The following is a 23,830-nucleotide window of genomic DNA, read 5'->3' as shown; positions in this document are numbered from 1 at the left end:
GGCATCGGCCGTTGGCAGGGCTATGACCCGTTGTTGCTTTCCTTGATTGCCGCTTCGAACGCGGGCAGGCTTCGTTCGATCATGTCCTCGTTGGCTGTCAGGGAGATCCGGAAGTAGCCTGGCGTTTCAAACAAAGTGCCGGGAAAAACGAGGACGTTGTGGCGGGCGAGCGATTCGGTGAACGCCTCGTCGTCGGGGCCGGGAGTGGTGACAAACAGGTAAAAGGTGCCTTCAGGCGGCTGCATGGTGTAGCCCATGCCGCCAAGGGCATCCACCATGCGGTCCCGCCGGCGCTCCAGCTGGCCAATATCGATGGTGAACTGCTCCAGCTCTGGAAGCGCATGCTGGAGCAGTGCGTTCGGGTACACCCAGCCCATCGCCACCTGCAGGCCACTGATGGCCGGCCGCATGTCCTCCCGCTGCTCCACGGTGGGCGGCAGCGCCAGGTAGCCTACCCGCTGGCCGGGCGAAAGGTGAGTCTTGCCGTAGGAGTAGGCAAGCAGCGTGTAGGGGTAGAACTCCGCCGGGCTGTGGAAGCGTACGCCGTCGAACACGATCCGGTTGTAGGCCTCGTCGGAGATGAGGTAGATCCGCCGGCCGGTCCTGGCCGAAGCCTCCTCCAGCAGATCGGCCAGCCGGCGCAGCAGGTCCGGAGGATAGATCCGTCCGGTGGGGTTGTTGGGCGAGTTGACGATCACCACCCGGGTCCGCTCCGTGATGGCCGCGTCGATTGCGCCGAGGTCAAGATCAAATGTGGCGGGGTTGACCTGCACTTTCGTCGGAACCAGGCCCGCCTCCAAAATGAGCGGCTCGTACAGGAACCATGGCGGCAGGCTGAAAATAACCTCGTCACCGGGATCTGCCACAGTCTTCAGTGCAAGGGCAATCGCGGCGAAACCCCCGGTGGTGAGGAAGATGTCCTCGGCCTTGAAGGGTACCTGCAACAGCCGCTGAAGGGATCGGGCGGCGGCCTCCTGCGCAGTGTCCACGTTGGTCTTATAGGCGAACCACTGGTCATTACGGGGAGTCAGCGCGTCGCGGAGGGTATTGACGTAACGGTCCGACGGCGCCTGGTGCGGATTGCCGAACGTAAAGTCGCAGACGTCGGGCTGGTCCGGTCCCCGTCCGCGGGCAACGTACTTTCGGATGTACGAGTCAACGCGCTGGAAAGAGGGGATTGATGCCAGCCGTGCGGCACGTGCTGATATTGCTGCAGACGGGGAGTGCCTTGACTGGAGATTCATGTCCGCGCTCCTTTGCAGGCCCCCCGCGCGGGACGGCCGTTAGTGGGCAAGCGCGCTGCTGAGCCAGGGCTGTGATGCTACATATTCTCGGCTTCAGGACGGCCGGAAGTAAAGGACTTTTAGGTTCCCGGAATACGCGAAATGCCCTGCCACTACCGGTGCTTTCCGGTAACGGCAGGGCATCGACGCTTCCAACGGGCGTGCGGACGGTCGCTTACTCTTCGATCTCGATGTGCGTCGGATCCAGGACCCGGCGCAGGAACTCCTTGGTGCGGGGCTGTTGCGGCGCGCCAATGACGTTCTCCGCCACGCCTTCCTCAACCACGACGCCACCGTCCATGAACACAACACGGTCGGCGACTTCGCGGGCAAAACCCATCTCGTGCGTGACCACCAGCATGGTCATGCCCTCCTTGGCCAGGTTGCGCATGACGGACAGGACGTCGCCCACGGTTTCCGGGTCAAGCGCCGAGGTTGGCTCATCGAAAAGCATCAGTTCGGGGTCCATGCTCAGCGCGCGGGCAATGGCCACACGCTGCTGCTGGCCGCCGGAAAGCTCGTCCGGGAAACGGTCCGCAAGGTGTCCCAGGCCCACGCGGTCCAGGTTGCGCTGGGCCACCTGCTTCGCTTCCTCCTGGCTTCTCTTGAGCACCTTGGTCTGCGCGATGGTGCAGTTGCCAAGGGCGTTCAGGTGCGGGAACAGGTTGAACTGCTGGAACACCATTCCCACCTTGCGGCGCATCCTGTCGATGTCCACATCCGGGTCCGTGGCATCAAAGCCGCCCACGTGGATGCTGCCCTGGTTGGGCTGCTCCAAGAGGTTGACGCAGCGCAGCAAGGTGGACTTGCCCGAGCCCGACGGCCCGATCAGGCAGACGACTTCGCCCGGAGCGACCTCCAGGCTGATACCCTTGAGGACCTCGTTGGAGCCGTAAGACTTGCGCAGATCCTTGATGGAAACACCGGCAGCGTGGATGGTACCGGTGCCGCCGCGGGAGTTGTTGACGACGTCGTTCATGTTCTGCCTGCCTATCGCTTGGTCCGCGCGGAGCGGCTTTCGAACTTCCGGGCCAGGAGGCTCAGCGGGATGGTGATGACCAGGTAGAAGGCGCCGGCCACCAGCAGCGGAGTCAGCCCCGCGCCCAGGCTGGAGATGCCGTCCCGGCCGAATTTGGTCAACTCGTACTGCGACGCCGCGAGGCCGAGCACGTAGATCAGCGAGGAATCCTTGGTGAGCAGGATGACCTCGTTGGTCAGCGGTGGAAGGACAATCTTGAAGGCCTGCGGAATCACGATGGACACCATGGCGCGCCACTGCGGCATGCCCAAGGAGCGGGCAGCTTCCATCTGGCCCTTCGGCACGGCCTGCAGCCCGGCACGGAGGGTTTCAGCGATGTAGGCTGCCGCGACCATGCCGAGCGACACCATCACAATGACGGTCACGTTCCACTGGACGCCGAACGCCAGCGGAACGCCGTAGCCGAACGCGATGAACACCAGAAGCGCCGGAATGCCGCGGAAGAATTCAATGTAGCCGGTGGCGATCCAGCGGTAGAGGGGAAAGCTGGAGAGCTTCATGAGGGCCAGCAGCAGGCCGCCGGACAGGCCGACGACGAAGCCCAGGAAGGTGTAGATCAGGGTGTTCTTCAGGCCCACCAGGACGATGTCCGGGAAGATCGGACCAAGCTTGCCGAAGTTGAAGACGCTGTTGGCCATCGTCTTCCAGTCCGTGGCCAGGATCATTGCGGCGACGGCCACAAGGAAGATTCCCGCCTGGACATACAGACTGACTCTGGCCCGTTGACGTGCGGTCATTGCCATGGTTGCTCACATTTCGTTGTGCGTGGCGGAGGCCCCGGACGGACTGGGAGTCAGTTCGTGCGGGGCCTCATGCCAGCTGGGTTTAAGGCCACCCGGCTACGTCACCGGGGGAAAGGCGGTTACTTGGTGGTTTCGCCGAACCAGGCGGTCTTGAACTTGTCCATGCTGCCGTCTTCGGTGAGGCGCTGAAGCGTGGCGTTGACCTTCTCCAGCATGGCGGTGTTGCCCTTCTTCACGGCGATGCCCAACTGCTCGCCTGTGGCAAAGTCCTCAACGCGCTTCATATCAGTGGAGTCCTTGATGGCGTAACCCAGGACGGACTGGTTGCCCAGTGCGGCTTCGATGGTGCCGGCTTCGAGGGCCTGGACCAGGAGGCCGGTGTCTTCGAACGTCACTGCGTCCAGGCCCTGCTCCGTGGCGTAATCGGCGCCGGTGGTGGCCTGCTGCACGCCAACCTTCTTGCCCTTGGCGCTGTTGATGTCCGTGATGCCGGAATCGTCACTGGCCACGAGGGTGAGATCGTCATCCATGTACGGGTCAGAGAAGTCCATAACGGACTTGCGGGTTTCGGTGATGGAGACGGAGGAGATCGAAACGTCGCACTGCGTCAGGGCTGTACCGGTTTCGATGGCTTCAAAGGAGCTGTCCACAATGTTCAGCTCGGCGCCGAAGTCCTTGGCGAGTTCGTTGGCGATGTCGATGTCGAAGCCGACGGTCTTGCCGTCCTGCTGGAATTCGAAGGGCTCGTAGGGGACATCGGAGCAGACGGTGAGCTTCCCGGCGTTAATGAGCTGGATTCCGCCCTCGGATGCAGCCGGGGTGCTGCTTCCGCCACATGCGGTGAGGGTCAGGGTGCCGGCGGCCAGGATCGCCAGCGCCTTGGCTGCAATTTTGGCCGTAGCCGGGGACATAAGCTGCATGATTCTTTACCTTTTGTTGCGGGGTATGCGATGGGAGATCGGGAATTAGTGTACCGCTCCGAAGGAGATGTGCATCACAGGAAACTAAGTTTCACTATTGGATAACAAATCTACGGTAAAAAGCAAGGGGAATCACTCGCGTGTTGTCTGATATCCCGGATGGGCCGGACACTGCGGGTCCTTGAGGAGACAGCCTGTCCCTTGGCCGCCTCTTCCGCAGCCTATGCGCTGTCGATACTCTGGGGCGATGGAATCCGCGCTGTCCTCCTGGGGGGAATTCAACGTAGCAATCGCGGGAGCCGGTGCGGCGCTGGGCGGATTGCTCATCGTGGCTCTGTCGGTGAACATCAAACAAATCGCAGAGTCCCGCGGCCTCGCGGCCCGCGCGGGTGCTGCTATTTCTGCGCTGATCCTCGGCGTGGTCCTGGCATGTGCGGCCCTCATCCCGGACCAGCCGCTGTGGGCCTTTGGAATAGAGGTCCTTGCGGGCACCTTCGTCGGAGGATTGATCGCGTTCCTTGCCGCCCGCGCAATCCTGCGGGACGAGACCCCTGGCCATCGGCATGACTGGGACAACCGGCACATCGCGTCGTTCGTGTTTCCGCTTGCCATTTTTGCCGTCGGTGGCCTGATGCTCGTACTTTCAGTGGCTGCGGGGCTGGGTGTAGTGGCCCTCGCGACGATCGTGGCACTGATCGGGGCCGTTGTCTTCTCCTGGGTAGCGCTCGTCGAAATCCTGCGCTGACCCGATGTCCGGGGGCTGTGTCAGCCCTACGGGCAACCGGCTCGAGGTGGCACGGAGCTAGTTTGTGGGAAGGCCCAGCGATTCAAGCATCGGCCGGAACTTGGCCCACGTCTCTGCAAGCTCAGCCTCCGGAACGGAACCTTCAACAATTCCGCAGCCGGCATACAGGCGCACCCGGTCAGGTGCCTCGATCACGGCGCCACGCAGCGCAATGCCCCACTCGCCGTTTCCGGCCGCGTCCAGCCAGCCCACCGGTCCTGCATATGGCCCACGGTCCAGGTGCTCCAGCCGCCGGATCAGCGCGCCGGCTACTTCGGTCGGCGTGCCGCATACCGCCGCCGTCGGATGAAGGGCGTTGATCAGTGCAAGGGAGGTGGGCACGTGGCCTTCGACTTCGGTCAGCTCGGCCTTCACGTCCGACGCCAGATGCCACACGTTGGGCAGTTCCAGAATGAAGGGTTCATCGTGCGCGTTCATGGCGTCGGAGAACGGCGCCAGCTGCGACGTCAGCGACTCGATCGCGATCTGGTGTTCGTGCCGCTGCTTCTCCGAACCCGCCAGCACCCGTTCGGCATAGGCAAGGTGAGCCCCGCGCTCCGCAACGGCGTCACGACGGTCCAACGTTCCCGCCAGCACGCGCGCCTGTGCCGTCCGGCCTTCCACCTGAATGAGCATTTCAGGGGTGGCCCCCACCAGACCATCGACGCCGTAGGTCCAGCATTCGCGGTATCGCAGGGCAAGTTCGCGAAGCACGTTCGCGGCCTTCACGCCCGCCGGGACCGTGGCCACCACGTCGCGCGCCAGCACCAGTTTTTCCAGCGCGCCGGTGCGGATCTCCGCAACACCAGCTCTTACGGCAGCCATCCAGTCCGCTTCGCCGAGCGAGCCGGTTTCCAGCCTGGGAACTTCGGACGAACTGTACGACGCCGGACTGCCGTAGAGCGGTGCCTCTCCGTGCTCAGCAAACCGGCCGTCGGCACCGGACGATTCACCACCCAGCCAGCCCTCCAGGGCGAGGAGGGCGCGCTCCTCGGTGAGGTCGCCGTCGTCGAACAACAGGTGAGTGAGCCATACCTGGCCGTCGCGGACTCCCACTACGAGTTCGGGCACGATCAACCGGGACTCGTGCGCTGACTCTTTGGAAAATGCGAAGGAGCCGAAGGCCACAGGCCCGGAGCCGGGTACGGAGACGGCGTCGTCGATGTCCGCCTCCAGCACCAGATGCCGCCACCAGATGTCCGCCTCGAGGAAACGGTCAGGTCCCGTGGACGTAAAACGCGCGATTTCACCGAAGCCCACCAGGCCGGCCTCGCGGCGCATCCAGCACAGCACGTCGTCCCTAACCAGGAAAGACGGCAGCCCCCCGGGAAATGATTTTCCGTCCAGGGGGATCGTCAGGGCGTGGAGCGTGCTTGTCATAATGTGACAACAGTACTCCGCCGCAGAGTTGGACTTATTTCGAAAACACCTGGCACGTGCCGCCCCAAGAGCACCTGGTTCGTGACCCTGCCCAACATTTGAGACAATGACTGGGTGAACCGAGCATCCTTGGAAAAGCGTCCGGACGAAGTAGCCACGATGTTTGACGATGTCGCCCCTAAATACGACGTCGTCAACGATGTCCTTTCCATGGGACAGAGCCGCCGCTGGCGCAAGGTCGTGGTGGGCGCGGTGGATGTTTCCCCAGGCCAGTGGGTCCTTGACCTTGCCGCCGGAACGGGTACCTCCAGCGAACCGTACGCCGATTCCGGTGTAAACGTGGTGGCCTGCGACTTCTCCCTGGGCATGCTCAAAGTAGGCAAGCGCCGCCGCCCGGACATCGACTTCATCGCCGGGGACGCCACCGCCCTCCCTTTCGCGGACAACACCTTCGACGCCAGCACCATCTCTTTCGGCCTTCGCAACGTCAATGAGCCCAGGAAGGCGCTGGCCGAGATGCTGCGGGTCACCAAGCCCGGCGGCAAGCTGGTCATCGCCGAGTTCTCCCAGCCCGTGGTCCCGCTGTGGCGCACCCTGTACACCGAGTACCTCATGCGCGCCCTGCCGGCCATCGCCACCAAGGTCGCCTCGAACCCGGACGCCTACGTGTACCTGGCCGAGTCCATCCGTGCCTGGCCGGACCAGGACCACCTGGCCGCGTGGCTGCAGGAATCCGGCTGGGAAAACGTCACCTACCGCAACCTCAGCGGCGGAATCGTGGCTGTGCACCGAGCCTTCAAGGCGCCGGCAACCACTCCCGACGGCGCTGCCGCCGCCATCGCCGCGAACAAGGGGCCGGTAGCCAGGCTCCGTCGCACCATCCCGCGCCCCACGCGCTAACGAGTGCGGACGTACTGACACTGTGAATGTACTGATCGTCGGCGCGGGACCAGCCGGTTCCACCGCCGCGTATTACCTTGCCGAGGCAGGCATCGACGTCACTGTCCTGGAGAAAACCAGCTTCCCGCGCGAGAAAGTCTGCGGCGACGGGCTCACTCCGCGCGCCGTCCGCGAGATCCAAAAGCTGGGCCTGCCGCACCCCGAGTCGGACGGCTGGCGTCGCAACAAAGGGCTGCGCCTGATTGCCGGCGGCCGCACGATGGAACTGCCCTGGCCCGAGGTTTCCGACTTTCCAGAGTATGGCCTGATCCGCACCCGCCTGGGCTTCGATGAGGAACTTGCCCGGCATGCCCAGTCCGCCGGTGCCACCGTCCTCGAGCGGCACAGCGTCACTGATGCACTAAGGAACGACGACGGCCGCGTCGTCGGCGTCCGGGCAGCGCTTCTGGACGAGTCCGGACGGAAGACGGGGGAGACGCGCGAGTTTCATGCCGACGTCGTACTGGCTGCGGACGGTAACTCCACGCGAACCGCAGTGTCGCTGGGCATCCGGAAGCGCGACGACCGACCCCTGGGCGTGGCCGTGCGCACGTACTTCGAATCGCCGCGCACCAATGACGATTGGATGGAAGGCTGGCTGGAGCTTCCGGGCCGCGACGGAAAACTGCTGCCCGGCTACGGCTGGGTGTTCGGCGTAGGCGACGGCACGTCCAATGTGGGCCTGGGCATCCTGAACTCCTCCAGGGAATTCGGCAAGCTGGACTACAAGCAGGTGCTCCGCCAATGGACCGCCGGCATGCCGTCCGAATGGGGGTTCACGCCGGAAAACCAGGTGGGCGAGATCCGTGGCGCTGCGTTGCCCATGGGCTTTAACCGCACGCCGCACTACTCGCCGGGCCTGCTGCTGCTGGGCGACGCCGGAGGCATGGTGTCCCCGTTCAATGGCGAGGGCATCTCCTACGCCATGGAATCCGCACGGTTCGCGGCCGAGTTTATTATTGACGCCTCGTCGCGCTCATCCGCTGCAGGAACTCCCGACGCCGACGCGCACTTGTCGCGCTACGCAGATTATGTGCGGGAACAGTGGGGATCGCACTTCACGCTGGGCAGGGCGTTCGCTGCACTGATCGGGAAGCCTGCGGTGATGAAGATCGCACTGCGGACCGGTATGCCGATTCCAGTACTGATGCGCTTTGTGGTCCGGTTCCTTGCCAACCTCACAGATCCGGCGGCGAAGGGCTTCGAAGACAGGGTTATCCGCGTCCTGGAATCCCTGGTGCCTGCCACCTCGAACACATCGCCCGTCCGGGCAGCATCAAACCAGCGGTATCCGCAACAAAAAGTTAGGGTTAACCCGTGACCAACCCCGCAGACCACAGCTGGACGCACGCCGGACACGGCCTGACGGACTCTGACCCCAGCCTGAACACCACCGCCATCGCCACGGGCCTCCAGCTGCCAGCAGGCTTTGCGGCCATTGCGGAGGACGCCGAGCTGGGCCCTGCCATTACCAAGAACCTGGCCCGTGTGGAGAAGAAGCTGCGCGAAGCAATAGCCAACTCGGACCCGCTGGCTGACGCAACGTCGCGTCACCTGGTGGAGGCCGGCGGCAAGCGCATCCGGCCCCTGCTCACCCTGCTGTGCGCGCATCTTGGCGACGCCTCGCTGCCCGCAGTGGTGCAGGCGGCGGTGGTAGTGGAGCTGACGCACCTGGCCACGCTGTACCACGACGACGTCATGGACTCTGCCCCGTTCCGCCGCGGCGCCCCTACTGCCCACGAGGTCTGGGGCAACTCGGTGGCCGTGCTTACCGGCGACCTCATCTTTGCCCGCGCCTCCATTCTGGTGTCCGAGCTTGGCACGCGTGCGTTGGGCATCCAGGCCCGCACGTTCGAGCGGTTGTGCCTGGGCCAGCTGCACGAGACCGTGGGGCCGCGCCCGGACGAGGACCCGGTGGAGCACTACCTGTCCGTCATCGCTGACAAGACGGGTTCGCTGGTGGCCGCTTCCGGCCAGCTCGGCGCGATCTTCTCCGAAGCCGATCCGGCCTTCGAGTCCGTGCTGGTGGAATACGGCGAGAAGGTGGGGGTGGCCTTCCAGTTGGCTGACGACGTCATCGATGTCACCGGGATCAAGGTCAAGTCCGGCAAGTCGCCGGGAACGGACCTCCGCGAGGGCGTCCCAACGCTTCCTGTATTGCTGCTCCGGCGCAATGCCACGGCAGGGGACCAATCCGCCGTCGAACTCCTGAAGCTCATCGACGGTGACCTCAGCTCCGATGAGGCGCTGGCTGCTGCCGTGACCGGGCTCCGCGAGCACGCCGTAACGGCTGAATCCTGGGTGGTGGCCCGCGAGTGGTCTGACGCCGCAATTGCTGCCCTTGCGCCGTTGCCGGAGGGAGTCGTCAAGGACTCGCTGTCCAACTTCGCTGTTGCCGTGGTGGACCGCGCCAGCTGATTTCGCCTTCTGGGCCACGGACGGACGCCCCTCGCCGGCCTTGGCCTGGTTAAGATGCAATGGCCCCGTTTCCTTTGCAACGATACGAGTCATACGTCGCGCGGAACCGGGGCCATTTCTCCGTTCGCATCAGGTCCGCCGGAGGCGTTTAGCGAACCCGGAAACAGTGTATGACAGTTTTGTCACAAGATGCAAGTCCCTTGTACGGCCGCTTGTCACGTCCCGTTGCGCCAGATACTGCGAGCCTTAAGACAAGTAGGTAGCAATAGTTGCCGTTGACAGGGATGTAAAGGGCAACCAATGCTACCTAGTTGGGAAAGCTAACGGTCTTAGTCTTCGTCGTCGTCGTTGAACGCCCAGTCGAACATGTCGAACACGAACTCGGAGAAGGTGCCTTCCTCGCTCTTCCATTGGCCCCGGGCGTTGTTGCGGCGGTACACGATCGGGTCCGGGATGCTGAGGTCGCCAGCGCGGATGCCCCAGGTGAACTGCTCTTCCTCGTCCTCGAGGAACATCAGGAAGCCTTCATCATCAACTTCGAGCTCTTCAGGATCCCAGAAGTAGTGGTAAGCCTCCATGAGGTCCTCGCAGCCGCCAACAGCCAGGTAGAACTCGCGCAGCACCAGCGGGACGGTGAACTGGTGGCCGGACAACGCTTCGTCCAGCTCCTCGACTGAAAGACCGTCCTCTTCCTGCCATTCATCCTCGAGATACTTCGGAACAAGCGCGCGGAACTTCTCGAGGAACATGTCAGTCATGCTTCATATCCTAGCTAATCCCGGCCGGCCCCAGAGCCGCCGGAATGGCCGCCGCCAAAGCCACCGCCGGAGCCGGAACGCCCTTCCAGTCCCAGCCGGTGCCAGCCCCGCACCGCCAGTGGAACATGCCAGGAACGCCGCCAGGCCAGCACGCGGAACGCAAACACCAGGGCCGCCACAGCGCAGGCAGTCAGCGCGTCGAAGGTACCGGTTGTCCACAGCACTGTGGTCAGCGTGGCTCCAAGAAAAGCCGGCAGCGCGTACAGGTCCTTCGGGTTGAACAGCTGAGGCACCTCGTTGGCGGTGATATCGCGGAGCAGCCCGCCGCCCACGGCCGTCGTCACGCCCAGCAGGACCGCTGCTATGGGGTTCATCCCAAGGGACAGGGCCTTCAACGTACCGGTGATGCAGAACAGTGCCAGCCCTCCGGCGTCGAACAGCACCAGGAGTGAGGTGAATCGCTGGACGCTGGAGAACAGGAAGTACACCAGCGCGGTGGCCAGCAGCGGCGGGGCCAGGTACGCCGGGTTGGTGAAGGCGGCCGGTGTGGTGTTGAGGATGATGTCGCGGATGACGCCGCCGCCCAGCGCGACCAGTGAAGCCAGGAGCAGGGATCCCACAATGTCGAACTGTTTCCGGGCAGCCAGAAGGGATCCGGAAACAGCGAAGAAGAACACGCCGGCCAGGTCAAGCCACACCAGGGCGATGTCAAAGGGGAATGTCATGGGGCGTCCCGGCTGTTTCTGGGGTTCGGACAGGGCGGCTCCAACGTTACGCTAGCCCGTATGAACAGCCCCATCCTGATCGCCTGTGCCCACGGAACGTCCAGCAACACCGGCTCCGCCGAGGTCAATGCGCTCCGCGCTGCGATCGCGGCCCTGCGCCCTGGCCTGGATGTCCGGGAGGCCTATGTGGACGTGCAGCAGCCGGACCTGGTGGACGTCGTGGCCGGGTTACCGGAAGGCGAAGCGGCGGTGATCGTGCCGCTGCTGCTGAGCGTCGGGTACCACGTGAAGGTGGACATCGCGAAGGCTGCGAAGAGGCGCCCCGGCTCGTTCGCTGCGGCCCCGCTGGGACCGGATCCGCGCCTGGCCCAGGTACTTGACCGGCGGCTGACAGAAGCAGGTGTCACCGACCGTGACGCCGTCGTACTGGCTGCGGCAGGTTCTTCGAACGCGAACGCCGCGGTCAGCGTGGAGGAACTGCTCACCCAGCTCCAGGCGCTGCGGCCAAACCGGATGGTGGCCGCCTACGGAGCGTCTGCCGCACCTTCTGTACCCGACGCCGTCGCCATGCTGCGCACCGAACTGGAGGGTGGTGCCGGGGCGGGGGAGTCAGCCGGAGCAGTCGACGACGGCGGCAGGGTAGTGATTGCGTCCTACCTGTTGGCGCCGGGGTACTTCCACGACCAGCTTGCAAAGGCTGGCGCGGACCTCGTGACTGCACCGCTGTTGCCGGCGCCCGAGCTCGCGGAGATTGCACTGGAAAGGTACGACGCCGCCGTCGCAAAAGCTCTGTGACGAAATGTGTCCCTAGGTGACCTAGGGTTTCCAGACCTTTGTAACGAAAATCCGGTGGCACTTACAGTCGAGACATGACTGATACAGCTCTAGCCGGAGCAGGCGCGGACTCTGCTGGCACCAAGCGACCCGTCCGGGCCAACCGTCCTGCCGCCAAGCCGCACGGCCAGTGGAAAGTGGACGGCACCACCCCGCTGAACGCCAACGAAACCTGGAAACAGGAAGACGACGGCCTCAACGTGCGCGAGCGTATCGAGTCCATCTACTCTAAAGAGGGCTTCGACTCGATCCCCGGCCAGGACCTTCACGGCCGCTTCCGCTGGTGGGGCCTGTACACGCAGCGCAAGCCCGGGATCGACGGCGGCAAGACCGCAACGCTGGAGCCGCACGAGCTCGAAGACAAGTACTTTATGCTGCGGGTGCGTATTGACGGCGGCGCCCTCACCACCGAGCAGTTGCGGGTCATTGGGCAGATCTCCGTCGACTTCGCCCGCGACTCCGCGGACCTCACGGACCGCCAGAACATCCAGCTGCACTGGATCCGCGTTGAGGACATCCCGGAGATCTGGACGCGTCTGGAAGCTGTGGGCCTGTCCACCACCGAAGCCTGCGGTGACGTCCCGCGCGTCATCCTGGGCTCGCCCGTGGCCGGCATCGCCAAGGACGAGATCATCGATCCCACCCCGCTGATCCGCGAGCTGGGGGAGCGGTTCATCGGCAACCCGCTGCTGTCCAACCTGCCGCGGAAATACAAGACCGCCATCACCGGCCACCCCAGCCAGGACGTGGTCCATGAGATCAACGACTTCGCCCTGGTAGGCGTGCGCCACCCTGAGCTGGGCGTTGGCTACGACCTTTGGGCCGGCGGTGCGCTGTCCACCAACCCGATGCTGGGCAAGCGCCTCGGTGCGTTCGTCCGTCCCGAAGAGGCCGCCGAAGTCTGGCTCGGCGTCACCAGCATTTTCCGCGACTACGGTTACCGCCGCATGCGCACCAAGGCCCGCCTGAAATTCCTGATGGCCGACTGGGGCCCGGAGAAGTTCCGCCAGATCCTCGAGGACGAATACCTGGGTTACAAGCTGGCCGACGGCCCCGCCGCGCCCAAGCCCACCACCCCGGGCGACCACATCGGCGTGCACGAACAGAAGGACGGCAGGTTCTTCATCGGTGCCACCCCGCTGGCCGGCCGGCTCTCCGGTTCGCAGCTGGTGAAGCTCGCGGACACCCTTGAAGCCCGTGGTTCGAACCGCCTGCGCACCACCCCGCATCAGAAGCTGGTGGTGCTGGACGTGGCCAAGGACGAAGTTGAGCCGCTGGTTGCCGAACTGGACGCGCTCGGCCTTTCTGCCCGGCCGTCCGTGTTCCGCCGCGGCACCATCGCCTGCACCGGCATCGAGTACTGCAAGCTGGCAATCGTTGAAACCAAGCACACCGCGGCGAGCGCCGTCGCCGAGTTGGAACGCCGCCTGGCGGACCTCGTGGTGTCCCGCGAGCTCCCCGAAGCACTGTCCCTCCACATCAACGGTTGCCCCAACTCCTGTGCCCGCATCCAGACGGCGGACATCGGGCTCAAGGGCATGATGCTTCCAACGCCCGACGGCGACCCCTCTCCGGGTTTCCAGGTCCATTTGGGCGGCGGGCTGGCGTCCAACGAACGCGAGGAAGCAGGCCTGGGACGGACTGTCCGTGGCCTCAAGGTGTACGTCGAGGACCTGCCGGACTACGTGGAACGCGTCGTCCGCAGCTACGTGGCCCAGCGCGCCGAAGGCCAGACCTTCGCCGAATGGGCCCACGCAGCAGATGAGGAGGCCCTCCAGTGAGCAAGCACGCCCTCGGAACAACCCCCGTTGCGGCTCCGGACGTCGTCGCGGCGCAGGTCGCGACGATCGCGGCAACCGCAGCTCCCGCTAAGCCGGCCCTCCGGACCCACGAAGAACTGAAGGCCATCGCTGAGTCCGGTGCTGCCGAGCTCGGTTGGGACGCCCCGGCCGCCGACGTCATCGCCTGGGTGGCGCGGAACTTCGAGCTGCCCGCGGTAGCCGTGGCGTGCTCCATGGCCGACGCCGTCCTGCCGGCCTTGGTGGCGGACCAGCTTCCCGGCGTCGACGTCCTGTTCCTGGAGACCGGCTACCACTTCCCGGAAACCTACGCCACGCGGAATGAGGTGGCCGCCAACCTTCGGGTCAACGTGGTGGACGTTCTCCCGGAGAACACCGTGGAACAGCAGGACCGGCTCCTGGGCAAGGACCTGTTCGCCCGCGACGCCGCCCAGTGCTGCGCGCTCCGCAAGGTAGCCCCGCTCCGCCGCACTCTGGCCACCTACGAGGTCTGGTTCACGGGAGTTCGCCGCGACGAAGCCCCCACCCGTACCAACACGCCCCTGGTCACGTGGGACGAAACGAACGGCCTGGTCAAGGTCAACCCCGTGGCCGCCTGGACCTTCGATGAGCTGGTGCAGTATTCCGATGACAACCTCCTGCCCGTCAACCCGCTGCTTTCCCAGGGTTATCCCTCGATCGGCTGCCAGCCCTGCACCCGCAAGGTAGCACCCGGCGACGATCCCAGGGCCGGCCGCTGGGCAGGTACCGACAAGACAGAATGCGGACTACACGTATGAGCACACAAACAAGCAACGAGGAACTGGAGCTGTCTGTGCTGGAACTTGACGCTGATTCTCCGAAAGCGGCGCATCGCGCGAGCGAGGAACGAGCGGGTGTGTCTAAGCCGCGTGGAGAAACAGTGCCAAGGCTCTCCAGCCTTGACACCCTCGAGTCCGAGGCCATCCACATCATCCGCGAGGTTGTTGCCGAGTTCGAGAAGCCTGCGCTGCTGTTCTCCGGCGGCAAGGACTCCGTGGTCATGCTGCACCTGGCCACCAAGGCGTTCTGGCCCGGTAAAGTCCCCTTCCCCGTCCTGCACGTGGACACCGGGCACAACTTCCCCGAGGTTATTGACTTCCGCGACCGGACGGTTGAGAGGCTGGGGCTTAAGCTCGTCGTCGGCAGTGTCCAGGAGTTCATCGACAGCGGCGAGCTGGCCGAGCGTGCCGACGGTACGCGCAACCCGCTGCAGACCATTCCGTTGCTGGACGCCATCCAGAAGAACAAGTTCGACGCCGTCTTCGGCGGCGGCCGCCGTGACGAGGACAAGGCCCGGGCCAAGGAACGCATCCTGAGCCTCCGCGACGAGTTCGGCCAATGGGATCCGCGCAACCAGCGTCCCGAGCTGTGGAACCTTTACAACGGCCGGCACACCGTAGGCCAGCACGTCCGCGCGTTCCCCATCAGCAACTGGACCGAACTGGACATCTGGCGCTACATCGAGCGCGAGAACATTGAACTGCCGGGCCTGTACTACGCCCACGAACGCGATGTCTTTGCCCGCGACGGTATGTGGCGTGCGGTGGGTGAGGTTTCGCAGCCGCGCCCCGATGAGGAAGTCATTACCAAGCTCGTCCGCTACCGCACAGTGGGCGACATGTCCTGCACCGGCGCCGTCGAATCGGACGCCCGCGACGTCGCGGCTGTTGTCCTGGAAGTTGCCGCCTCCACCATCACCGAACGTGGCGCCACCCGTGCAGATGACCGCATCTCCGAGGCAGCCATGGAAGACCGCAAGAAGGACGGGTATTTCTAATGAGCACGATTTCGAACACTTCGGTGGTCGAGCCTGCCGAGACCGGGATTTCGACAAGCTCAATCAACGAGAACCTGCCCACCACACTCTTCCGGTTTGCTACCGCAGGGTCCGTCGACGACGGGAAGTCCACCCTGGTGGGCCGCCTCCTGCACGATTCCAAAGCCATCCTGGCGGACCAGCTCGACGCCGTCGCCCGCACCTCAGCAGACCGCGGCTTCGGTGGCGCAGGTGCCACCGGGACGCAAGCGATCGACCTGGCCCTGCTGACCGACGGCCTGCGCGCCGAGCGTGAGCAGGGCATCACCATCGACGTCGCCTACCGCTACTTCGCCACGGACCAGCGCAGCTTCATCCTCGCGGACTGCCCCGGGCACGTGCAGTACACCAAAAACACGGTGACCGGCGCATCCACTGCGGATGCCGTCGTCGTACTCATTGACGCCCGGAAGGGTGTGCTGGAGCAGACGCGTCGGCACCTGTCTGTGCTGCAGCTGCTGCGGGTGCCGCACGTGATCGTTGCCGTGAACAAGATCGACCTGGTGGACTTCAGCGAGTCAGTGTTCCGCCAGATCCAGCAGGACGTGCAGCAGGTGGCTCGTGAACTGGGCATCGGTTCCGCAGAGCTTGGTTCGGCAGAACAGATCGAAGACCTGCTGGTCATTCCGGTGTCCGCGCTGGAGGGCGACAACGTGGTTGACCGCTCGGAGCGTACCCCCTGGTACACGGGACCGGCGCTGCTGGAGGTCCTGGAAACCCTGCCCGCCGCGGACGAAATCGACGCCGAGCTGGAGAGCTTCCGCTTTCCCGTGCAGCTGGTTATCCGGCCGCAGGGAGCGCTGGCTCCGGACGCGGTTGCCGGCGGATTGGACGTGGAGGCCTACCGCGACTACCGCGCCTATGCGGGCCAAATCACCGAGGGCTCCGTGAAGGTTGGTGACTCCGTTTCGGTGTTGACGCCGGGCCAGGAGCCCCGGACCACCACAGTGACCGGGATCGACTTCGCCGGTGCCTCACTGGAGGAAGCAGCCGCCCCGCAGTCTGTGGCCATCCGCCTGGCTCAGGAGTTCGACGTCGCCCGTGGGGACACGATTGCCGCCGCCGGCAGCGTGCGCGAAGCCTCCGCTGATCTTTACGCCGCGCTGTGTTGGCTCTCGCCCAAGCCGCTGCGCGAAGGCGCCAAGGTGCTGGTCAAGCACGGCACCCGCACAGTTCAGGCCATGGTCCGCAACGTCAACGGCAAGCTGGACCTGGCGTCCTTCAAGCTGGAACCGTCCTCCAGCCTTGAGCTGAACGACATTGGTCACGCGCAGCTCCGGCTTGCAGCGCCGTTGCCGCTGGAGAATTACCTGCACCACCGCCGCACGGGCGCGTTCCTGGTGATCGATCCCCAGGACGGCAACACGCTCGCCGCGGGAATGGTCAAGGACCACCCCGGCGACCACGAGGACGAGCGTTACTCGATCTGATCCACGGTAGATGCCCCGCACTGGAGAACTCCGGTGCGGGGCATCTAGTTTCCGGGGTTAACCCGGAACCCGATTAGTGGTACCAACCGACCGCACGGTCGTAGCTGCACTCGAGCGCTCCGGAGCCGGGTTTGGTGCCGCCTCCTGCGGGAAAGTAGATGGCCCCGAACTCGGCACCTTCGGCTTCGATTCGTTCCTGTGCCCAAATCTGGGCTTGCTCAAGGTCCTTTTCCGGAATAGCTTCCCGGGTACTGTGGTCGGCGCTGACATGGATGTCCAGCTGGTATTTCCCCGACTGGGACGTTCCAGCGTGGCGGACGGGGTCCTCTTCATCCCGCCTGCTGATCAGGACCTGGGCGGAGGCATGGAGAACGGACGGCGCACTGGCACGGCCCCCATCCTGTTGCTGCTTGATCCGCAGCTTCGACACGACGCTTTCCACTGTGTCTTCGTCGCTGACTACGAAGTCGGAGCCACTGACGTCAGATTCCGTTCCTCCGACGCTTTTCAGATGTTGGCCGAAGTGCTCGGAGCTGGATTGGCTGGATTCCATGCACCCTCCTTGAGGGTATTCGCGGCAAGGTGCCTGCCCCTTCAGACTAGACCCGAAAGCCTCCTTCAAACCGGTCAAACCCCGAATGGTTTCACTCCTCCGGCCGGCTCTCCGGATGGAAGGGACGGCCGGGCGGGCCCGGGGTTAGCCTAGGAGCCAGGTTAGTCCTCATACGGCGGTGGGAGGCGGGCATGGAGACCATCAACAGCAAGCTCATCAACTGGGCCTCGATCCTGGACGGGAAAACGCGCGAGCAGGCTCTAACTACCGCGCAACTGCCGTTCATCTATCCGCACCTTGCGCTGATGCCGGACGCGCACCTGGGCAAGGGCGCAACAGTGGGTTCGGTGATTCCCACCCTCGAGGCGGTGATCCCGGCTGCTGTGGGCGTGGACATCGGCTGTGGCATGATCGCCGTGCGGACGCAGTACTCCTTGAAGGACCTGCCGCGCGACAGGAGAAAGCTGCGCGAAGGAATTGAACGGGCCGTTCCGCTCTCTGCCGGCCACAACAACCGGACCGTACTGGCCACCGCCGCTCCACGGGTTGCCGAGCTGAAGACGCTTGCCGCCAAAGCCGGTTTTGATCCCGCGCAGTACCTGGCCAAATGGGACCTGCAGCTCGGATCGCTGGGTTCCGGAAACCACTTCATCGAAGTCTGCGCCGATGAGGGCGAAGACGTCTGGCTGTTCCTGCACTCAGGGTCGCGGGGCGTCGGCAACAAGATCGCCCAGCATCACATCGGCGTCGCACAGCGGTACATCCAAAAGAAGGGAATCAGGGTGCCGGACCCGGACCTCGCCTATCTGGAGGAGGGCACGTCCGAGTTCAAAAGATACATCGAGGAGCTGCGCTGGGCCCAGCACTTTGCCCTGCTCAACCGTGAGGAAATGATGGACCGCGTGATCAGCCAGTTCTCGCATTGGGTGGCCGGTCCGGTCCAGGAACGCGAGCGGATCAATTGCCACCACAACTTCACGCAACAGGAAACGCATTACGGCAAGTCGGTGTGGGTATCACGCAAAGGCGCCATCAAGGCCGGGCCCGGCGATCCGGGACTGATTCCGGGCTCCATGGGCACGGCGTCCTACGTTGTGGAAGGCCTCGGAAACCCGGTCTCGCTGAACTCCTCGCCGCACGGGGCCGGCCGCGAGTACTCCCGCAACGCGGCGCGGAAGACCTTTACACTGGCCGAGCTGAAAACAGCCATGCAGGGCATCGAGTTCCGTGCCTCTGAAGCGTTCATTGATGAAATCCCTGCGGCGTACAAGCCGATCGATCAGGTAATGCGCGACGCTGCTGACCTGGTCAGCGTTCGCCATAAACTGCGCCAGCTGGTCAATGTGAAGGGGAACTGACGGGCGCAATGTGACGTTGCATGAACCCGCGTGACCCCCCGTTTCCGCATCATTGAACGCGTTTCGCCGGACTCCCTATGGTGAAACAATGACTAGCTCCAAGCCCGGGATGATCCGCATCGTGGCAGGCGAAGACACCACGCCGAAGCACAAGCGTGCCATCGAGGCTGCCCTGGCGATCGGGTTGGTCCTGCTCATCGCCGTAGGAGCTGTTGTCGCGTCCACTGTTTCCCGCAGCACCACGGAGGCGCAGGCCGCTGAACCCACCCCGGCGGGCGAGCTCAGGCTGGGCTACTTCGGCAACGTTACGCATGCCCCGGCATTGGCGGGTGTGAGCGAGGGATTCTTCGCGGACGAGCTGGGCTCAACGAAGCTCAGCACTGAAACTTTCAACGCCGGGCCGGCAGCGATCGAGGCACTCAACGCCGGTGCCCTGGATGCCGCCTACGTTGGCCCCAATCCGGCAATCAACTCGTTCTCCAAGAGCCAGGGCCTGTCCGTAAACATCGTTGCCGGCGCTGCTGCCGGTGGGGCCCAGCTGGTGGTCAAGCCGGAGATTACTTCCGCTGCTGATCTCAAGGGCAAAGCCATTGCCTCGCCGCAGCTCGGCGGCACCCAGGACGTCGCCCTCCGTGCGTGGCTGTCCTTGCAGGGGTTCAAGACCAACGTGGACGGCAGCGGCGACGTAGCCATTAATCCCACTGAGAATGCCCAGAGCCTGAAGCTCTTCCAGGACGGAAGGCTCGACGGCGCGTGGTTGCCTGAGCCGTGGGCCTCACGATTTGTGCTGGAGGCCGGAGCGAAGGTCTTGGTTGACGAAAAGGACCTATGGGATGGTGCTGAGACCGGCAAACCGGGAGAGTTCCCCACCACGGTCCTGATCGTGAACCAGAAGTTCGCCGCGGAACACCCGGAGACTGTGGAGGCTTTGCTTCGGGGCCACGCCAAGTCCGTGGCCTGGCTCAACAGTGCCGCTGCCACGGACAAGGCCGCAGTCATCAACGACGCCCTGAAGGAATCAGCCGGCGCCGCTCTGCCGGTAAACGTCTTGGAACGCGCACTGGCCAACATCACCTTCACCTTGGACCCTCTGGCCGCTGCCTACCCCCGACTGCTCGAAGACGGCATTAAGGCAGGAACCACCAAGCAGGCTGACCTCAACGGGCTCTTTGACCTTCGTGCACTCAACGGAGTCATTGCGGGTTCCGCCGGCGGGGATCCCGTTTCCGCCGCCGGGCTCGGCCGGGACTGACAACAATCTCCGCCAACGCCAGATCGCACACCAACTCAAGCTAAGGACGGCACCATGCCAGTGGTACTGGAACACCTGGGCAAGCGCTTCGGCGACGGCGCCCCGGTACTGGAGGACGTCAACGCCACCATCGGCCGTGGCGAGTTCGTTGCCCTCCTGGGCGCCTCCGGCTGTGGAAAGTCCACCCTGCTGAATATCATCGCGGGACTGGAGTCCCCGTCGTCGGGCGCTCTTGAAGTCCCCGGCGACGGCGCGGCCTTTATGTTCCAGGACCCTGCGCTGTTTCCGTGGCTGACCGCCCGCGAGAATATCGAACTGGCCCTGAAGCTGCGCGGCGTGGGCAAGGCAGAACGCCGGACCAAAGCCGACGAGCTGCTGGACCTCGTTCACCTTGGCGGCGCAGGGGACAAGCGGCCTCACGAACTCTCCGGCGGCATGCGGCAGCGTGTGGCACTGGCACGTTCCCTGTCGCAGGACCGGCAGCTGTTGCTGATGGATGAGCCCTTCGCTGCCCTGGACGCCATCACCCGCGATCTCCTGCACGACGAACTGGAACGTATCTGGAAGGAAACCGGCCGCACCATTGTGTTCGTCACGCACAACGTCCGCGAGGCCGTGCGGCTGGGCCAGCGCGTCCTGCTGCTGTCTTCCCGCCCCGGCCGCGTGGTCCAGGAATGGGCCGTCTCAGAAGAACACAGAACCGACGCCGGACTTGCCGGCCAGCTGACCGGGGTCATCACCACCCGGCTGCGTGAGGAGATCCGCCGCCATGCCAAGTAACTCTGTATCCGAACCGGTGGTCGACCCCGTCGAGAACCAGATTTCGACAAGCTCAATCACCGCGGCCCTGACCCGAACCTCCTCCGGTCACGAGGACCTGCGCGAGTTGGAGTCGGGTCTGGATTCCTTGCAGTCCGACGCCGTCCGCAAGGCGCGGATCGACTGGAGCCGGGTGCTCCTCCCGGTTGCAGCCCTGGTGTTCCTGATCCTGATCTGGCAGTTCTACGTGTCGCTGGGCCTCAAGCGTCGCGACCAGGTTCCCGGGCCGCTGGACGTCGTAAATCAAATGGGCGTGCTTTGGGGAGAAGGTGCCCTGCAAGAGTCGCTGTGGACTTCCATGCAGCGCGGACTTCTGGGGTTCGTCATCTCCGTCGCTATCGCCACGCCAATCGGTTTGCTGTTGGCCCAGGTTGCGCCCTTGCGTCGTGCCTTCGGGCCGCTGATTTCCGGGCTTCAGGTCCTGCCGTCGGTCGCTTGGGTTCCGGCTGCCATCATCTGGTTCGGGCTCAGCGATGCCACCGTCTACTTTGTGATTTTCATGGGCGCCATCCCCTCCATCATCACTGGCCTGATCTCCGGCGTGGACCAGATCCCGCCGCAATACCGCAGGGTTGGCACTGTCCTTGGAGCGTCTCGGATCCAGTTGACGCTGCAAATTATTCTTCCTGCCGCGTTGCCGGGCTACCTGGCAGGGCTGAAGCAGGGCTGGGCATTCTCCTGGCGTTCCTTGATGGCCGCAGAAATCATCGCAGTCGGCGGCACCATCGGCTTTGGTTTGGGTTCACTGCTGCATCAGGGTCGCGAACTGTCCGATATGTCGGTAGTGATGTCGGCAATCCTGCTGATCCTCGCCGTCGGCATCCTGATTGAACTGCTGGTGTTCGCGCCGATCGAAAAGCGGCTCCTGCGCAGCCGCGGCTTGCTCTCCGGCAGCACCCGTTGACGGAACGGCCGAACCGATTGCGTAACTTTTAGCGGCACTCAGCCGTGGGAGGCCCGACAGTCCAGGGAACAGGGATCCAGCCCGGCCTATAAATCACGCATTTGCGTCATCGGTTCACGCCCGGGCGTCTGAAACACTGGCCCCATGACCGTCAGCTTCGTTTGCCACACTGAAACAGCCTTGCCGCGCGAAGTGCTGTTCGATCTTGCCCGCAGCATTGACGTCCATGTGAAGTCGCAGAAGAAGGCGGGGGAGCGGGCGGTGGGCGGCGTGACGTCCGGGCTGATCGGCGTGGGACAGGACGTCACATGGAGGGCACGGCACTTCGGGATCCCGCTCACCATGACCAGCCGGATCACCTCACTCGAATTCCCGGCCCGCTTTGTGGACGAGCGAGTCAAAGGGCCCTTCAAGAGTTTCCAGCACGTCCACGAGTTCGAGGTAACGCAACACGGCTGCATCATGACGGACAGCGTCGAGTTCAGCGCGCCGCTGGGGATAGCGGGCCTGCTCGCTGAACGCCTGGTGCTCCGCCGGTACCTGGAACGGCTCATCGCGGGGCGGGGGCGCTTCCTCGCGGGACTTGCTGAGGTACGGCAGTAAATAGTATGTGACGCACGGTTACCTTGCGTGAACGGGTGTTGCTGCGGCGTTGTTGGGATATGTGACGCGGCCCTACCGTTGTTCCATGGCAATTCAGGACATTTACCCTATAGCGCTGCGCCTCCTCGGCCGCCCGGTGCTGGTGGTGGGCGGCGGCCCCGTGGCTGCGCGCCGTGCCAAGGGCCTGCTGGACGCAGGCGCCAGGGTCACGGTGGTCTCTCCGGTAGCCTCGCAGCCGCTCCTTGAAATGTCCGACGCCGGCCTCCTCACCTGGGAGCCGCGCACTTACGTAAGTACCGACGTCGACGGCGCTTGGTTCGTCCAGACCGCCACCGGACTTCCCGAGGTGGACACCCAGGTGGCGGCCGACGCCGAAGCCCAGCGCATCTGGTGCGTCAACGCCTCTGATCACGAGTCCTCCGCCGCCTGGACTCCGGCGGTAGCCGTCGTGGACGACGTGCATATTGCTGTCAATGCCGGGGGTGATCCCCGCCGCGCCATGGCCCTCCGAGACGCTGTTGCCACTGCCCTGGACAGTGGCGACCTCCCCCTGCGCCGCCGTCGGGTCTCGACAGGCCCGACCACCGGCACGGTGGCCTTGGTGGGTGGCGGCCCCGGCGATACCGGCCTGATTACCGTTCGAGGCCGCCGCCTCCTGGGGCAGGCAGACGTTGTGGTGGCGGACCGGCTGGGCCCACGTGAGCTGCTCAAGGAACTGGCCCCGGACGTTCAGGTCATCGAGGTCGGCAAGACCCCCGGCCACCACCCGGTGCCGCAGGATGAGATCAACAGGCTCCTGGTGGAGAAGGCTCTTGAGGGCAATCGCGTTGTCCGGCTCAAGGGCGGCGATCCCTATGTCCTGGGACGCGGCGGCGAGGAAGCGGAGTACTGCCGGCAGCACGGCGTCGAGGTTGAGGTTGTAGCGGGCGTGACTTCTGCGATTTCCGTCCCCGCGGCCGCCGGAATTCCTGTCACGCACCGTGGCCTGGCCAAAGGCTTCAGTGTTGTGACAGGCCACGAGGAACTTTCCGAGGTTCCCGCGCGTGCTGACCATACTGTGGTTTTGCTCATGGGAGTGGGCAAATTACGCGAATCCGCGGCAGCACTGGCCGCCGCCGGTTTGCCTCAGGACACTCCGGTTGGCATCGTTGAGAATGGCTATTTGCCGGACCAGCGCGTAACGATCGGCACGCTCGGTTCCATTGCGGACCAGGCGGAAGCAGTCGGCGTCGCAAATCCAGCGGTGATCGTCATTGGTGACGTCGTCCGTGTGAGCCCTTTCGCACCATCGCATTTCAAAACAGCCGATTACAGCACCACCACCCCGAACCACCCGCGTACGTCCAGAACTTACAGCCAGACGAAAACCCGAGTCAGCACCCCGTAGCCCCGACTAAGTAGCAGTTGTTGCCCTTTAGAGCCCTGTAAACGGCAACAACTGCGACCTAGTTG

Annotated in this window: 23 protein-coding genes; 15 read left to right on the top strand and 8 right to left on the bottom strand. The window is 64.3% G+C overall.

Annotation, left to right across the window (positions count from 1 at the left end; translation table 11 throughout):
- Positions 1-20 precede the first annotated feature (20 nt).
- The 4 genes from ACWA13_RS14020 to ACWA13_RS14005 form a co-directional block, all read right to left on the bottom strand.
- On the bottom strand, positions 21-1,244 hold the full coding sequence (locus ACWA13_RS14020; protein WP_463934788.1) for an aminotransferase class I/II-fold pyridoxal phosphate-dependent enzyme: 1,224 nt from the start codon (positions 1,242-1,244) through the stop codon (positions 21-23).
- Positions 1,245-1,458: 214 nt separating this feature from the next.
- Positions 1,459-2,262, bottom strand: a complete 804-nt coding sequence (locus ACWA13_RS14015; RefSeq protein WP_463934787.1) for an amino acid ABC transporter ATP-binding protein — start codon at positions 2,260-2,262, stop codon at positions 1,459-1,461.
- A gap of 11 nt (positions 2,263-2,273) precedes the next feature.
- Complete coding sequence (locus ACWA13_RS14010; RefSeq protein ID WP_463934786.1) at positions 2,274-3,065, bottom strand: amino acid ABC transporter permease; 792 nt, start codon at positions 3,063-3,065, stop codon at positions 2,274-2,276.
- A 119-nt stretch (positions 3,066-3,184) separates the two neighbouring features.
- Positions 3,185-3,985, bottom strand: coding sequence for an ABC transporter substrate-binding protein (locus ACWA13_RS14005; protein ID WP_463934785.1), 801 nt, complete (start codon positions 3,983-3,985; stop codon positions 3,185-3,187).
- Between the two features lie 247 nt (positions 3,986-4,232).
- Between ACWA13_RS14005 and ACWA13_RS14000 the strand changes: the two genes are divergently transcribed.
- Positions 4,233-4,730, top strand: a complete 498-nt coding sequence (locus tag ACWA13_RS14000) for a hypothetical protein (protein WP_463934784.1) — start codon at positions 4,233-4,235, stop codon at positions 4,728-4,730.
- A 57-nt stretch (positions 4,731-4,787) separates the two neighbouring features.
- Here ACWA13_RS14000 and ACWA13_RS13995 read toward each other — a convergent pair whose 3' ends face one another.
- The gene (locus ACWA13_RS13995) at positions 4,788-6,149 is read right to left on the bottom strand and encodes an isochorismate synthase (protein WP_463934783.1); all 1,362 of its coding nucleotides are present in this window, start codon (positions 6,147-6,149) and stop codon (positions 4,788-4,790) included.
- A 114-nt stretch (positions 6,150-6,263) separates the two neighbouring features.
- Between ACWA13_RS13995 and ACWA13_RS13990 the strand changes: the two genes are divergently transcribed.
- The 3 genes from ACWA13_RS13990 to ACWA13_RS13980 are packed head-to-tail and all read left to right on the top strand — an operon-like array spanning position 6,264 to position 9,506.
- A complete protein-coding gene (locus ACWA13_RS13990; RefSeq protein ID WP_463934782.1) occupies positions 6,264-7,049 on the top strand; it encodes a demethylmenaquinone methyltransferase in 786 nt (261 codons plus the stop codon).
- 22 nt (positions 7,050-7,071) lie between these two features.
- Positions 7,072-8,409 carry a geranylgeranyl reductase family protein gene (locus ACWA13_RS13985; RefSeq protein ID WP_463934781.1) on the top strand — a complete coding sequence of 446 codons (1,338 nt, stop codon included), beginning with the start codon at positions 7,072-7,074 and terminating at the stop codon, positions 8,407-8,409.
- On the top strand, positions 8,406-9,506 hold the full coding sequence (locus tag ACWA13_RS13980; RefSeq protein WP_463934780.1) for a polyprenyl synthetase family protein: 1,101 nt from the start codon (positions 8,406-8,408) through the stop codon (positions 9,504-9,506). The genes ACWA13_RS13985 and ACWA13_RS13980 overlap by 4 nt, the downstream gene beginning before the upstream one ends.
- A gap of 329 nt (positions 9,507-9,835) precedes the next feature.
- Here ACWA13_RS13980 and ACWA13_RS13975 read toward each other — a convergent pair whose 3' ends face one another.
- On the bottom strand, positions 9,836-10,264 hold the full coding sequence (locus ACWA13_RS13975) for a hypothetical protein (RefSeq protein WP_463934779.1): 429 nt from the start codon (positions 10,262-10,264) through the stop codon (positions 9,836-9,838).
- A gap of 14 nt (positions 10,265-10,278) precedes the next feature.
- Positions 10,279-10,989: a trimeric intracellular cation channel family protein gene (locus tag ACWA13_RS13970; RefSeq protein ID WP_463934778.1), complete on the bottom strand. Its 711-nt coding sequence runs from the start codon at positions 10,987-10,989 to the stop codon at positions 10,279-10,281.
- A 60-nt stretch (positions 10,990-11,049) separates the two neighbouring features.
- Here ACWA13_RS13970 and ACWA13_RS13965 point away from each other — a divergent pair, with 60 nt between their 5' ends.
- The 5 genes from ACWA13_RS13965 to ACWA13_RS13945 all read left to right on the top strand — a co-directional run bounded on the left by ACWA13_RS13965 (position 11,050) and on the right by ACWA13_RS13945 (position 16,889).
- Positions 11,050-11,784 carry a sirohydrochlorin chelatase gene (locus ACWA13_RS13965; RefSeq protein WP_463934777.1) on the top strand — a complete coding sequence of 245 codons (735 nt, stop codon included), beginning with the start codon at positions 11,050-11,052 and terminating at the stop codon, positions 11,782-11,784.
- A 74-nt stretch (positions 11,785-11,858) separates the two neighbouring features.
- Positions 11,859-13,604 (top strand): nitrite/sulfite reductase, encoded by a 1,746-nt coding sequence (locus ACWA13_RS13960; RefSeq protein WP_463934776.1) that lies wholly within the window; start codon positions 11,859-11,861, stop codon positions 13,602-13,604.
- Between the two features lie 65 nt (positions 13,605-13,669).
- Positions 13,670-14,401, top strand: coding sequence for a phosphoadenylyl-sulfate reductase (locus ACWA13_RS13955; protein ID WP_463937937.1), 732 nt, complete (start codon positions 13,670-13,672; stop codon positions 14,399-14,401).
- Positions 14,398-15,420, top strand: coding sequence for a sulfate adenylyltransferase subunit CysD (gene cysD / locus ACWA13_RS13950; RefSeq protein WP_463934775.1), 1,023 nt, complete (start codon positions 14,398-14,400; stop codon positions 15,418-15,420). The genes ACWA13_RS13955 and cysD overlap by 4 nt, the downstream gene beginning before the upstream one ends.
- Complete coding sequence (locus tag ACWA13_RS13945; protein WP_463934774.1) at positions 15,420-16,889, top strand: sulfate adenylyltransferase subunit 1; 1,470 nt, start codon at positions 15,420-15,422, stop codon at positions 16,887-16,889. The genes cysD and ACWA13_RS13945 overlap by 1 nt, the downstream gene beginning before the upstream one ends.
- Positions 16,890-16,962: 73 nt before the next feature.
- Here ACWA13_RS13945 and ACWA13_RS13940 read toward each other — a convergent pair whose 3' ends face one another.
- Positions 16,963-17,442, bottom strand: a complete 480-nt coding sequence (locus ACWA13_RS13940) for a hypothetical protein (protein ID WP_463934773.1) — start codon at positions 17,440-17,442, stop codon at positions 16,963-16,965.
- Between the two features lie 191 nt (positions 17,443-17,633).
- Between ACWA13_RS13940 and ACWA13_RS13935 the strand changes: the two genes are divergently transcribed.
- The 6 genes from ACWA13_RS13935 to cobA all read left to right on the top strand — a co-directional run bounded on the left by ACWA13_RS13935 (position 17,634) and on the right by cobA (position 23,765).
- On the top strand, positions 17,634-18,800 hold the full coding sequence (locus ACWA13_RS13935) for an RtcB family protein (RefSeq protein WP_463934772.1): 1,167 nt from the start codon (positions 17,634-17,636) through the stop codon (positions 18,798-18,800).
- Between the two features lie 109 nt (positions 18,801-18,909).
- Positions 18,910-20,052: an ABC transporter substrate-binding protein gene (locus ACWA13_RS13930; RefSeq protein WP_463937936.1), complete on the top strand. Its 1,143-nt coding sequence runs from the start codon at positions 18,910-18,912 to the stop codon at positions 20,050-20,052.
- 54 nt (positions 20,053-20,106) lie between these two features.
- Positions 20,107-20,832 carry an ABC transporter ATP-binding protein gene (locus ACWA13_RS13925; protein ID WP_463934771.1) on the top strand — a complete coding sequence of 242 codons (726 nt, stop codon included), beginning with the start codon at positions 20,107-20,109 and terminating at the stop codon, positions 20,830-20,832.
- The gene (locus ACWA13_RS13920; RefSeq protein ID WP_463934770.1) at positions 20,822-21,775 is read left to right on the top strand and encodes an ABC transporter permease; all 954 of its coding nucleotides are present in this window, start codon (positions 20,822-20,824) and stop codon (positions 21,773-21,775) included. Before ACWA13_RS13925 ends, ACWA13_RS13920 begins: the two co-directional genes overlap by 11 nt.
- A gap of 144 nt (positions 21,776-21,919) precedes the next feature.
- Positions 21,920-22,378, top strand: a complete 459-nt coding sequence (locus ACWA13_RS13915; RefSeq protein ID WP_463934769.1) for an SRPBCC family protein — start codon at positions 21,920-21,922, stop codon at positions 22,376-22,378.
- Positions 22,379-22,463: 85 nt separating this feature from the next.
- Positions 22,464-23,765, top strand: a complete 1,302-nt coding sequence (gene cobA / locus ACWA13_RS13910; RefSeq protein WP_463934768.1) for a uroporphyrinogen-III C-methyltransferase — start codon at positions 22,464-22,466, stop codon at positions 23,763-23,765.
- Positions 23,766-23,830: the final 65 nt, after the last annotated feature.

The organism is Pseudarthrobacter sp. TRD_SC_9 (genome assembly GCF_055361265.1).
Note: the sequence above shows the minus strand (reverse complement) of the source record. Positions and strands in the feature narration are given on the sequence as shown.